The sequence below is a fragment of the Kordia sp. E genome (assembly GCF_056033805.1).
Genome location: NZ_JBRASR010000002.1, coordinates 401,498 through 413,977 on the forward strand (window position 1 = coordinate 401,498; position 12,480 = coordinate 413,977).

The window sequence follows — 12,480 nt, forward strand, 5'->3', positions numbered from 1 at the left end:
ATCAAAGGCAATCTATGATGTTTGTCATGAAATTATGCAACAATGGACGTATTAGATAAAAAAAGATGTACTTGGTGTGGAAACGATCCGCTTTATATGGCGTATCATGATGAAGAATGGGGCGCTCCTGTACGAGATGACGATACTTTGTTTGAGTTTTTGATTTTAGAGACGTTTCAAGCTGGTTTGAGTTGGATTACAATTCTGCGAAAGCGTGAAAACTTCAGAAAAGCCTTTGACAATTTCGACTATAAAAAAATAGCAAACTACGGAGAAGATAAGTTCAACAGCTTATTACAAGATGCTGGCATTATTCGAAATAAATTAAAAATAAAAGCTACGATTTCCAATGCACATGCTTTTATGAAAGTGCAAGAAGAGTTTGGAAGTTTTTCAGCCTATATATGGAAATTTACCGATGGAAAACAAATTCAAAACGCGTTTACTAATAGAGAAGAAGTTCCTGCAACGACAGAGTTATCAGATGCTTTGAGTAAAGATTTGAAGAAAAAAGGATTTAAATTTGTTGGTTCTACCGTGATTTATGCGCATATGCAAGCAACAGGAATGGTCAATGATCATACGGTTGATTGTTTCCGTTACAACGAAGTTCAGAAATTATGAAACATCTTTTCACACTATGTATATTGTGCTTTTCGCTATGTTGTAGCGCGCAAAATTCGTTTAAAGATGAAAAAGCAGAACGTATTAAAAAAGTTGATTTTCCTAAAAATGCCCTAGAGTTATTAAAAAACACTTTGTCTAAAAAGGTAGAAAAGCTAAAGTATTACAAAGAACAAGATCCTGAAAAATCGAGTTACGAAACGAAGCTCAAATACAAAGGAAAAAAGTATCGTATTGGGTTTAGTAAAAAAGGTGTTTTAGAAAATGTTAAAATCACCATTAAGGCGAAAAACATACAACCAAAAACACTTGAAATGATAAAGAAACATATGTACAATACGTATGCATCTTTCCGTTTAAAAAAGATTTGGCGACAATATCAAAACAATAATTCACAACCTAAGAAAGTTATAAGAAATGCTTTTTCGGATGATCCAGAAAGTGATTTTTCTTATGAAATTATTTCTGAAGTTAAGAAGGAAAAAAAGCGCTATTTTATTGAAATTACGTTTACTAAAGATGGTGGTTTCAAAAGTGTAAGAACTATTTTTTAAAACTCGAATAATTGCATCTCACCATAGATTTTGTTTCGCTTTCGCAATATTTTTTCATACTATACTCATAACTCATTTGTAACATTATTTCATAGCATTATACTAATATAGTACTATGACACTAACTATTCGTTACTTATTTTTTATCATTTCATTTCCTTTACTTATGATTGGTTATGGCTATTTATTGATGAAATTTTTTGTGTTTTTAGAATTGCATTCTTTTTTAGGAATGGACTGTAGTGTTGCATTAATTCTATGTTTTGCTTATTTTTTTGCAATACACACTCTAGTCTTTATAATCAATTTTGTTACTACTTTTTTCGAGAGACTACAGAAAGATTCTTTAGGTTAGGAAACGCTTTTATAAATACGACAAAAACACTTCACGTGGAACTTCTATGGCACCTAAACTAGCCAAATGATTCGTGTACATTTGACAATCGATGAGTTCGCAACCGTTTTCTTTTAATCGCTCAACTAAGTGAATAAAACCGTATTTACTCGCATTACTGACTTTACTAAACATACTTTCTCCACAGAATATATGACCTAAGTCAATTCCGTAAACGCCGCCAACCAATTGCTCATTTTGCCAAACTTCTACAGAAATGGCATGACCAAGTTCATGCAGTTTGATGTATGCATCTTTCATGTCCTCCGTAATCCAAGTATCTTCTTGTCCTGGTCTGTATATTTTTGCGCAAGCATCAATAACTTCCTCAAATGTTTTGTTGTACGTAACTTCAAAAGCATTTTTTCGCAGTACTTGCTTCATACTTTTAGAGACTTTTAAATCTTCAGGAAACAATACCATCCGCGGATCTGGCGACCACCAAACAATTGGTTCATCATCACTAAACCAAGGAAAGATTCCGTTTTTGTATGCTAGTAATAGTCGCTCAGGAGATAAATCGCCGCCAATAGCTAAAAAGCCTTCTGGTGAAGCTTCTTCAACTGGTGGAAACGCTATTTCTTGTGTTAAAATGTACATGTTTTATTTTAAATCAAATATTTTCTTACAGAAAAGCAAACACAAAACTTTGATTTTTAGTAATTTTTTGCCAAATTTGTGATAATCTTAACATTTCTAAATGTTTATTTTCATCATTGCTTTTTGAATTAGTCCGTTAAGGTTAAAACCTAAAATCACAATACTAAGTCCCGTTTTCGGGACTTTTTTTATAGCAATAATAAGCCTAAAATATATACTGCCGAACCGACTAACATTAAAATAATTGTATATGGTAGTATTTCTTTTGCTTTTAAACGTGTAATTCCTAATAATGGTAATGCCCAAAACGGTTGCAACATATTTGTAATTTGATCTCCATACGCTAATGCCATGATTGCTTTTGGTAATGAAACGCCTAATTTTAAAGCTGACTCTATGACAATTGGACCTTGAACTGCCCATTGTCCGCCGCCACTTGGCACAAATATATTGACCAATCCTGCACTAAAGAATGTAAATATTGGTAATGTTGTTTCGGTTGCAACCGAAACAAATCCGTCTGAAATCATTCCGACCATTCCAGAACTTTTCATAATCCCCATAATTCCAAAATATAATGGAAATTGAATTAAAATTCCTGAAGTTCCTTTGATAGCTTCTTCAACACCATTAAGAAAACTTTTAAAATTACCATGTAATAGTATTGCCAAACCTAACATAAAAAAGTTCAACATATTTGGCGAAAGTGAATGTAAACTATTTCCATATTGAATAAAGAATACAACCAATAACAAAGCACCAAATACAATTGCAAACCAGAAAGAATAGTCTAGTTTTTCTGCACCTTCCAAGGTTTCTTTGTCTGTTGTTTCAAATTCATAGTTTGGCAAATTGAGTTCTGTAGGCTTTGCTTTTTTTGAAATTATACTTAGCGTAAAAGGAATCACTAGTAATAAAACTCCAAATAAGAGTAAATTCCACCAACTAAATATGGTACTACTTGATTTGATGACTTCTGGAATTTGCGCCATCATATTTGCATCTAACACACCATTCATTAATCCTTGCAAATGACCTATTTCAGCAACTTTTGAAGGTGCCGAACCACTGATTCCTCCATGCCAAACCATTAACCCAACATATCCTGCTGCTCCAACTAATGGATAGTTTATAGGAATTTGATATTTCTGCGCATGTTCACCAACTTTTCTAGCTAAAATAGCGCCAAAAATTAAACCCAATCCCCAATTAAAAAACGCTACTAACATCGTGGTAACACTTACCAGAATTACAGCATTTGTAGTATTTGTGACTGATTTTGTAATTTTTAGAATTGCCCAATTAACAGGTTTACTTAACACCAATACATGACCTAAAACTAAAATTAACATCATTTGATAGGCAAAAACGAGTAAGCTCGAATTCCAGATGCCATCTTCCCAATACGACAATATTTGTATGAAATGAGTTCCTGTTGTTGCTGTTGTTGGTTTTGTAAATATTGTTGCTAGTGCAATAGTTAATAGTGTCAATAATACAGCAATTGTAAATGGTGAAGGTAAATAACGCTTAAATAACGTTTCAATGGCTTTGGTGATTTGCATTGGTTGATTTTTGTGTGAATTTACAAAATTATGACTTAGGATTTAGATCGCTTCGCTTTCAGGATTTTGGGTTTTGGAGAAACAATAATTAAAAGAATTTTTATTGTCATTCCTGCGAAGGCAGGAATCCATTTCAGTTCAAAGTAGATTCCGCAACAAGTGCGGAATGACACCAAACATGAACTTAGTTATTATTTAAGTAAATAAAAAAACCTCATAACAAGTTGCTATGAGGTTTTTATATATGTTTTTATTCCTTAGAAAGGTAAATCGTCGTGATCTTCTTCTTTGAAATCATTTGCTGGTTCAAAAGCATCTGCTGGTGGCACAGGTGGCATTCCTCCTCCTTGCGCTTCTTGTTGTGCTCCTTCAATTCTCCAACCTTGAATAGAGTTGAAATATTTAGTTTCTCCTTGTGGATTCACCCATTCTCTACCACGTAAGTTGATGCTGATTTTTACTGCTTGTCCAACTTGAAAGTTATTCAGTAAATCACATTTATCTTGTACAAATTCCACCATAATGTGTTGTGGATATTGTTCTTCTGTTGTTACTACAACTTCACGCTTTCTAAACCCATTGTTACCAAACGTCTGAGTCTGACCTACCATTTTTATTTTTCCTTGTACTTCCATCTTATTTATTTTGCTAATAATATTTTCCAAGCAGTTGTCACATCTCCTTTTGCTAAAAATTCTTGTGCTGCTTTATGATTTTTTTCTTCGTTTTCTGAAATCGAAATTTCAGTAGTTTTTATAAATTCTTGAATGTCTTCGTTTGATGGTAATTGTTCTACATTTCCAAGAACTCCAAGATCATTTCCTGTTAATACTTTACTTGTACGAATGTTTTCTGGAATTTGATCTACACCAATTCCTAACGTTGAGATAGGTTTTGGGATTTCAAAAAATCCGTCACGTGCTCTACTGTAAAAACTTCCACCTGCTCTGGCAACCAAATCAATTTTGTAATGATCAATCGTTCCGCGATCATTCAAAATATCTTCATTAATGTGTAATTTAACAACTTCACAAATGATCAAGTTGCCTGCGCCACCTTCATTTCCTAAAGATACAACTTCATTTACCTTACATTCAAATTGTACTGGCGATTCTGCTACTCTGAATGGTTTTACTTTATCAGAAGGCAACATTGTCAATCCTGCTTTTTCAAATTCATTCACATCTGCAGCATATTCCGTACTACTCAATGACATTTGCTGTACAATAGCATGATTTACCACATTAATCACTACTTCTTTCGTGGCAATAGCATTTTCAAGCGTATGCTTTGTTGTATTGTTACGAACTCTTCGCGCTGGCGAAAATATCATGATTGGCGGATTGGCACTAAATACGTTGAAAAAGCTATACGGAGATAAGTTAGGATTCCCTTCTGCATCTACAGTACTTGCAAACGCAATCGGTCTTGGCGCTACAGCACCTAATAGATAGCCATGCAATTTGGCAGTTGGAATTTCTTTCGGATCAATTGATACCATTTTCAATGTTTTGAGTGGCACAAAATTAGTGTAAAAAAGCGGAGCAAGCAACTATATTTATGAACGTCATTTATAGGTCATAAACATCAGGCTGAATCAAGTTCAACACATAGTTCGGAATGACTGAAAAGGTATTTTATTTACTTTCATTTTAGACTAGCTTTTCTACATTATTACCTCATCTTTTAAATTACACAATAAAACTGCTAGTTTTCGTTTATATTAGTGTTTTCAAAGTATTTGTATGATTTTTAAAAATAAACCAATCTTAATTCGAAGAATCTTAATTTTAGCTTCTTTTATTATTGTTTTAGGTATATTATGGAATACCTATATTTTCTTTCAAGAGTTTAAACAAGAGGAACGCGCAAAAATGGAGATTTTTGCAGAAGCAGTTTCGGAAATCACTCAAAATTCTTTACAAGACAATCTAAGTAATTTATCATTAAAAATTATAAGTAGTAACGTTTCAAACCCTAGAATATCTGTAACCGTAAAAGGAATTATGGATGCGCAAAATATGGATGAAGAAAAAGTAAAAGATTCTCTTTATCTGAAAAGAAAGATAAAACAATTCGCCAAAGAAAATGTACCTATAAATATTTCCTATTTTGATGAACAGTTAAATCGTCGTGTTGAACTAGGAACCTTATATTATGGAGATTCGGAAGCTTTAAACAAGCTCAAATATTATCCGCTTGCGTTATTATTAATTATTGTTTTATTTGCCGCAGTTGCTTATTTCTTTTTTAGTGCTTCTAAAGCGTCCGAACAGAATAAATTGTGGGCAGGAATGGCAAAAGAAACCGCGCATCAGATTGGAACACCTTTGTCTTCACTTGTTGGTTGGACAGAAATTTTAAAGACTGAAAATGTAGATCCTGAATATATTTTGGAGATTGAAAAAGATATTGATCGTTTGCAAACAATTACAGAGCGTTTTTCTAAAATTGGTTCTATTCCAACCTTAAAACGACTCGATATTGTACAAGAAACCAAAGATTCATATGATTACTTATTGACACGATCTTCCAAATTAGTCAACTTTACTTTTGAAGCTCCTGAAACGCCAATTTATAGCGAAATTAACGATCAATTGTATAGTTGGACCATTGAAAATATGGTAAAGAATGCTATTGATGCCATGAAAGGAAAAGGTGCTTTGAAGCTGGAAATTATTTCTGCAGATACTTTTGTAAAGATTCAAATTACCGATAATGGAAAAGGAATTCCAAAGCGAAACTTCAAAAAGGTTTTTCAGCCAGGATTCACAAGTAAAAAACGTGGTTGGGGATTGGGCTTATCACTTGCAAAACGTATTGTTGAGAACTATCACAACGGAAAAGTAAAAGTGTTAAAATCTGAACTTGGCAAAGGAACTACAATGCAAATTTCGTTGAAAACAGTTGATTAGATTCGATCACTCTTGGGTTTTGGGTTTTAAAAAGTAGATTTTATCATAATTTCGAAACGTCACTTCGAGTTAAATTCTGAAAGAATTTTGTATCGAGAAGTGTTGAAACGAAAATTAACCTTTTAAACTTCTAAACCTAAATTATAATGCTGCTTGAATTTTAGCTACAACTTCTTGAAATTCTTCAGGAGTTAGTTTTTGATTATTCCCAAAGTTCATACTCTGCATGTTTTGCAATGGAATTAAGTGAACATGTGTATGTGGTACCTCTAGTCCAATAACCGTTAAACCAACACGCTGACATGGAATTGCTTTTTCTATGGCAATAGCCACTTTTCGTGAAAAACGCATTAAACCCATATATGTTTCTTCCGACAGATCAAATATTTTGTCAACTTCCTGTTTTGGAATACACAATGTATGTCCAACAGTATTTGGATTGATATCTAAAAACGCATAATAGTTTTCATCTTCTGTGATTTTGTAAGATGGGATTTCTCCGTTTACTATTTTAGTGAAGATCGAAGGCATGAGCAGTAATTTTGTATTCTTCTAAGATAAAGAAGTTCTTTGTATAAATGCAAAAAAATCCTTTTTTAACATGTAAAGAAGGATTTTTTATGATTGTATTTTGATTTGCGATTAGCTACGTGTGATTTCTAATACTTCAAACTTCATTGTTCCGTTTGGCACTTTTACCTCAGCAATTTCACCAACAGATTTTCCAAGTAATCCTTTCCCAATTGGAGATGTTACCGAGATTTTCCCTGAGGCTAAGTCTGCTTCACTTTCTGCAACTAACGTATAGGCAACTTCCATTCCATTAGTTGTATTTTTCATTCGTACCGTAGACAGTACTAATACTTTAGAAGTATCTAACTGACTTTCATCAATAATTCTTGCAGTAGATAGTACAGTTTCCATTTTAGAAATTCTCATCTCTAATAATCCTTGTGCTTCTTTGGCTGCATCGTATTCTGCATTTTCACTTAAATCTCCTTTATCACGTGCTTCTGCAATATCTTGAGAGGCTTTGAGTCTTTCAACATTTTTTAAATGATCTAGCTCGTCTCTTAATTTTTTTAATCCTTCTGCGGTATAATAAGATACTTTACTCATAATTTCTTCGTTTTCTATCTATTGATATATCATTAAATTCATAATATAAATAGACATCCTTATAATATAGAACACAAAAAATCCCATCGAACACGGGATTTTGTAAATACAAATATAAGAAAATATTTAAAGTGCTTGCGAATGTGATTTTTAAAAAATGATTTTATGTAACTTGCAAGATGTAAACATTACGCCTGCTTAGCATTGTATTAAAATAAATAGTATGTATGTAAGCTTTTGTATTTTTTACAACATATATAATGAATGAATTAGAAATATAATTTAAATAGATTGATGAAACGTTTTTTGATTTTATGCTGTACAGCTATCCTTTTATTTTCATGTAACTCAGATGATGGCGGAATTAACAATAACCCTTATATACCAAATGCATTGGTTCAATTTCAGATTGATTTAGGATTACCTTCGTTTGATAATTTACGTTTTGCAGGTGGTTCTACATTTATTGCAAATGGCGGCGGTGTTCGTGGTTTTTTTGTGTTTAACTTGTCTGGAGATCAGTTTTTAGCTTGGGAAGCAAGTTGTCCAAATCATATTCCAAATAATTGCTCACGTATGACAATTAATGGAGTTTTAGCAACGTGTGCTTGTGAAGATTACGAATATAGTTTGGCAAATGGCCAACTATTGAATCCTGTTGAAGGAAGCGAAAATTATCCTATGATTAATTATCGTATTTCAAAATCAGGTGATGTATTGACAGTTTCTAATAATTAAACATCGTTATGGGATTTTAGTAGTGAATATATAGATACTGATTCTTGAATTTCAATAACATTCAATAGTATATAAACTAAAAAAGCGATTCAGAAATGAATCGCTTTTTGTTTTTTTAACATGCTACATTCCAAGAAGGACAACCTCTTGTATTATCAGGATCTCCTGGCTCTGGTGCTGGTGCTGGTGTACACAAACCAAGATATGAACAAACTAAATAACTTGCTATTGTAATTGGCACTGTAGTTTCTGTTCCGCCACCTGTTCCTCCTTTTACTGAATTTAGATCATTCATCTTAGAGATATCTACTTTATTCAGTTGTAAATTTTTAAGTTTCTTTTTTTTCATTTTTTTAAATTTTTGATAGTTAATAATCTTAAAACTAAAAGATTCTCAACCTTCATCCAATAAACAGTGCTCGAGATTTATGAATTTCTTGTATTATTTTTTAAATAAAAAAAGCGACTCTTTCAAGTCGCTTTTCTAATTATATGATATATTGTTTTTACTAGAATTTTAGTGTCATTCCTACTAAGAAGTTTCTAGTGGCTTGTGGATAAAATCCTGCGCCTTCAATAGTTGTCGTCGTTCCTGGATTTGACCAAGTATCATCAAATGTAAAGAAGTATCCGTTTGAGACATATTCTACTCCAAATATATTGTTGATCAATCCTGAAAAAGTAATCGATTCAAAAATCGTATTCATCTTAATTTCATATGTCAAGTTTATATCATTAATGAAATAACTATCTAATTTTGAAACATCTGAATCTATGTTCCCCATGTATTGTTCGCCTACATATTTAGACAATAATGATACCTGAAAAGTATTAGATGGCGCATATGTTAACACATTTCCTGCAACAAAATCTGGTGAAAAAGAAATGTTTGTGTTTCCTAAGTTCACTAAACTTCCATCTTTAGAAGTTACAAAGTCTTTGTTTTTATTTGCGCTAATAGCTACGTTAGGTCTTACCGTTAATTGATCGCTCAACTTGATAGAAGCATCAATTTCTAATCCTAAACGGTAACTTTTTCCACTATTGGTACGTAATGGTGTTCCTGTATCGTCTAACGCTCCTGTAAGTACCAATTGATCGTTATACAACATGTAATACGCGTTTGTGTTTACCGTGAATTTTTCACCTTTCCAACGCCAACCTAATTCAAAATCATCTAATTGTTCTGGTTTTACAGCATTGTTATTTTCAAAATCGCTTCGGTTTGGCTCTCTGTTTGCTCTTGCATACGAGAAATACAAACTGTTATTTGGGTTAATTCTGTAGTTAATTCCAGCTTTAGGATTGAAGAATGTAAAATTTTCATCAATGTTAAACGCAGCTAAATCTGAGTTGATTCCAGATGTTTTATAGCTTACTGTTCGTAATTGTAAATCTCCGAATAAACTTACTTTTTCATTAACGCGAATGGTTGCTTTTGTAAAGAAACTTAGTTCGTTTTTCTTTCCTGTTCCATCATAATAACGCTCTCTAATTTCGCTATCGCTTGCAAAACGTGCCCAAATTACTTCTCCAAAATGATCACCATCATAGATTCCTAAGAATGCTCCAAAATCCATATCCAAGTTTCCTTTTTTGTAGTTCGCATTTGCATTCACTACATAAAAATCATTGTCTAACCAGCGTCTGCGAATCAAATCCGTTTCGTTAATCGTTGTTCCATTGATTACAATTTCTTCAAAACCATATTCTGCAAATGGTTCATCTTCTTTATATTGTTCAAAGAATCCTCTTCCTTGTGTATAGTTCAAGCCTAAATTCGTAGTCCAAGTTTCAGACAATTTTTGATTCCAATGAAATTGATAATGATCTTGTCTGTAGTTGTCTACTTCATTGTCATGAAAACGCACATTTCCGTTTTCGTCTGTAAATTGTCCTGAAGGATTGAATGTTCTGTTTTCACGTAAGGTAGTTTCATCAATTCCGTTCCAAGCTTGGTATGTAATTTCATGTCCGCCAAAAGCCAATGCTTTTATTAAAGTATTTTCATCTACAAATGAAGCTTGTAAAAAGTACGAACTCAAGTCTGAACTTGCACGATCAATGTATCCGTCAGATTTAATTTTAGATAAACGTCCTGCTAACTCAAAGTTGTCATTTAGTTTTCCTGTGCTAAATTTTACGGTATGTTTTCTTGTATTAAAGCTTCCAAATGTATTTGAAATTTCTCCGTTTGCTTTTTCAGAAGTTGCATCTGTAAGTAGACTTAAACTTGCTCCAAAAGCTCCCGAACCATTTGTAGAGGTTCCTACTCCACGTTGCAATTGAATACTTTCTGTAGATGAAGCCATATCGGGTAAGTTTACCCAAAATGTCCCTTGACTTTCTGCATCATTAAATGGAATTCCGTTAATCGTAACATTTACACGCGTTGCATCACTACCACGCACACGAATTCCTGTGTATCCAACACCAGCTCCTGCGTCAGTAGTTGTTACCACAGAAGGCATAAAATTCATTAACACTGGAATGTCCTGACCAAGATTTCGTTTTGAAATTTCTTCTTTTTCCAAGTTAGAATACGTAATTGGAGAATCGGCATTTACACGAACTGCTGAAATTAATACAGCATCTAATGCTTCATTGTCTTCACCAAGTGTAAAGTTCAAAACAGTGTCTTTTGTAATTGTAACTGTTTTTTCAATAGGTTGCGAAAGCATACGTACTACAATAGTGTATGTTCCGTTGGAAAGTCTGAAAGCATACTTTCCTTCAATATCAGAAATTGTTCCGTTGGTTGTTCCTTTTACCAATACAGTTGCGCCAGGTACTGGTTTACCTGTTTCATCTGAGATGGTTCCTGATAGTGTAACATTCTGTGCCTGTATACTGACTGAGAGTACAAGAAGGCATAAAAAAGCGAATAAGTTTTTCATTCGTACTATAAATTTAGTGACGAATAAAAGGGGTAATTATTCTTTGATTAAAATAAAATGATTAAAATTTGACAGACTATGACTGTCGGCATACTAAACTTTAGAAATACATACATATTTTTAAATTTTAGTTCCTCCCTTGGCAGCATTACCTGCCCAGGTTCATTGGGTATAATCTCAGCGTTTTGAATATAATTCAAATTGCACCCCTTTGAGATGCTGCAAAAATAATTTAGTTTTTTCAATTGCACATCGTTTTTGTAGAATTATTTATCCATATGTTTTTATTCTAACAAAAGTCTTGCGTAAAGCTATAGAAATCAACAACTAAGATCTTTTTTTAACGTAAAAACGTTTCAAAATTTAGTATTTTTAGTACATAACCAAAAATACTTTTAATTATGAAAAAACAAAAATTTCAAAAAAGACTTCGTTTAAAAGCTAGAAAGATTTCTAATTTATCCATCATGAATACAATTTCTGGAGGAATGGTCGCTGTAAGATTCACCGAGAATCCATGTATTATTTCTGATGTAAATACATGTCAATCTGCTACAGAGCCTATTAAATTAACAGAAGCTTTGTACTGTACACATACTATTGGGAATGGACAAAACCCAGATGGAACTCCTTGTAAATTTTAAATGTAACTTTTTGAAACTTGTATTAAAAACAATTCAATATTAAAAGATTTTAATACAAGTTTTGCTTGTAAAATATTGCAAAATCTTCCCCTGTGATTATCGAATCACGGGTTGCTTTTCTTTTATAAGTCGCTAATGTGTAGTTCATTTACACTTTAACATCAAAATTATTTATTATGAAAAAACAAAGTCTAGACAGAAAATTGTCTTTAAAAACGTCAAAAATTTCTAAGGTTGGAAATGAAAATGCTATTATTGGAGGCGCAACTACTTTTTGCTTAACACAACCTATATGTGCAATTACCGATCAACCTCGTTGCACGCATACTATAGGAAACGGGCAAAACCCTGATGGAAGTCCATGTACTTTTTAAAAGTTAGATTGTAATAGTATCGAGAATAATTATTAATCTTGATTGTTCTCGATATT

General features: G+C 32.7%; 14 protein-coding genes. 6 read left to right on the plus strand and 8 right to left on the minus strand.

Features of this window, described 5'->3' with window-relative positions; all coding sequences use genetic code 11:
* Positions 1-42 precede the first annotated feature (42 nt).
* Positions 43-624 carry a DNA-3-methyladenine glycosylase I gene (locus ACUUYC_RS04715; RefSeq protein WP_474264319.1) on the plus strand — a complete coding sequence of 194 codons (582 nt, stop codon included), beginning with the start codon at positions 43-45 and terminating at the stop codon, positions 622-624.
* Positions 621-1,178, plus strand: a complete 558-nt coding sequence (locus tag ACUUYC_RS04720; RefSeq protein ID WP_474264320.1) for a hypothetical protein — start codon at positions 621-623, stop codon at positions 1,176-1,178. The genes ACUUYC_RS04715 and ACUUYC_RS04720 overlap by 4 nt, the downstream gene beginning before the upstream one ends.
* A gap of 364 nt (positions 1,179-1,542) precedes the next feature.
* On the opposite strand, the gene aat is transcribed toward ACUUYC_RS04720, so the two are convergent.
* From aat to ACUUYC_RS04740, 4 genes are all read right to left on the minus strand, one after another.
* Positions 1,543-2,172 (minus strand): leucyl/phenylalanyl-tRNA--protein transferase, encoded by a 630-nt coding sequence (gene aat / locus ACUUYC_RS04725; RefSeq protein ID WP_474264321.1) that lies wholly within the window; start codon positions 2,170-2,172, stop codon positions 1,543-1,545.
* 188 nt (positions 2,173-2,360) lie between these two features.
* The gene (locus ACUUYC_RS04730) at positions 2,361-3,737 is read right to left on the minus strand and encodes a short-chain fatty acid transporter (RefSeq protein ID WP_474264322.1); all 1,377 of its coding nucleotides are present in this window, start codon (positions 3,735-3,737) and stop codon (positions 2,361-2,363) included.
* Between the two features lie 257 nt (positions 3,738-3,994).
* The gene (locus ACUUYC_RS04735) at positions 3,995-4,372 is read right to left on the minus strand and encodes a DUF3127 domain-containing protein (RefSeq protein ID WP_474264323.1); all 378 of its coding nucleotides are present in this window, start codon (positions 4,370-4,372) and stop codon (positions 3,995-3,997) included.
* 5 nt (positions 4,373-4,377) lie between these two features.
* Complete coding sequence (locus tag ACUUYC_RS04740; protein ID WP_474264324.1) at positions 4,378-5,238, minus strand: flavin reductase family protein; 861 nt, start codon at positions 5,236-5,238, stop codon at positions 4,378-4,380.
* 244 nt (positions 5,239-5,482) lie between these two features.
* Between ACUUYC_RS04740 and ACUUYC_RS04745 the strand changes: the two genes are divergently transcribed.
* The gene (locus ACUUYC_RS04745; protein ID WP_474264325.1) at positions 5,483-6,652 is read left to right on the plus strand and encodes a sensor histidine kinase; all 1,170 of its coding nucleotides are present in this window, start codon (positions 5,483-5,485) and stop codon (positions 6,650-6,652) included.
* Positions 6,653-6,793: 141 nt separating this feature from the next.
* Here the strand turns inward: ACUUYC_RS04745 and ACUUYC_RS04750 are convergent, their stop codons facing one another.
* Together ACUUYC_RS04750 and greA are read right to left on the minus strand one after the other, a co-directional pair.
* On the minus strand, positions 6,794-7,183 hold the full coding sequence (locus ACUUYC_RS04750) for an HIT family protein (protein ID WP_474264326.1): 390 nt from the start codon (positions 7,181-7,183) through the stop codon (positions 6,794-6,796).
* A gap of 111 nt (positions 7,184-7,294) precedes the next feature.
* On the minus strand, positions 7,295-7,771 hold the full coding sequence (greA, locus tag ACUUYC_RS04755) for a transcription elongation factor GreA (RefSeq protein WP_474264327.1): 477 nt from the start codon (positions 7,769-7,771) through the stop codon (positions 7,295-7,297).
* Positions 7,772-8,065: 294 nt separating this feature from the next.
* Between greA and ACUUYC_RS04760 the strand changes: the two genes are divergently transcribed.
* Complete coding sequence (locus tag ACUUYC_RS04760; RefSeq protein ID WP_474264328.1) at positions 8,066-8,509, plus strand: Rieske (2Fe-2S) protein; 444 nt, start codon at positions 8,066-8,068, stop codon at positions 8,507-8,509.
* A gap of 115 nt (positions 8,510-8,624) precedes the next feature.
* On the opposite strand, the gene ACUUYC_RS04765 is transcribed toward ACUUYC_RS04760, so the two are convergent.
* Positions 8,625-8,858, minus strand: coding sequence for a hypothetical protein (locus tag ACUUYC_RS04765; RefSeq protein ID WP_474264329.1), 234 nt, complete (start codon positions 8,856-8,858; stop codon positions 8,625-8,627).
* 160 nt (positions 8,859-9,018) lie between these two features.
* On the minus strand, positions 9,019-11,406 hold the full coding sequence (locus ACUUYC_RS04770; protein WP_474264330.1) for a TonB-dependent receptor: 2,388 nt from the start codon (positions 11,404-11,406) through the stop codon (positions 9,019-9,021).
* A 401-nt stretch (positions 11,407-11,807) separates the two neighbouring features.
* Here ACUUYC_RS04770 and ACUUYC_RS04775 point away from each other — a divergent pair, with 401 nt between their 5' ends.
* The gene (locus tag ACUUYC_RS04775; protein WP_474264331.1) at positions 11,808-12,050 is read left to right on the plus strand and encodes a hypothetical protein; all 243 of its coding nucleotides are present in this window, start codon (positions 11,808-11,810) and stop codon (positions 12,048-12,050) included.
* Between the two features lie 176 nt (positions 12,051-12,226).
* On the plus strand, positions 12,227-12,424 hold the full coding sequence (locus ACUUYC_RS04780) for a hypothetical protein (RefSeq protein ID WP_474264332.1): 198 nt from the start codon (positions 12,227-12,229) through the stop codon (positions 12,422-12,424).
* Positions 12,425-12,480: the final 56 nt, after the last annotated feature.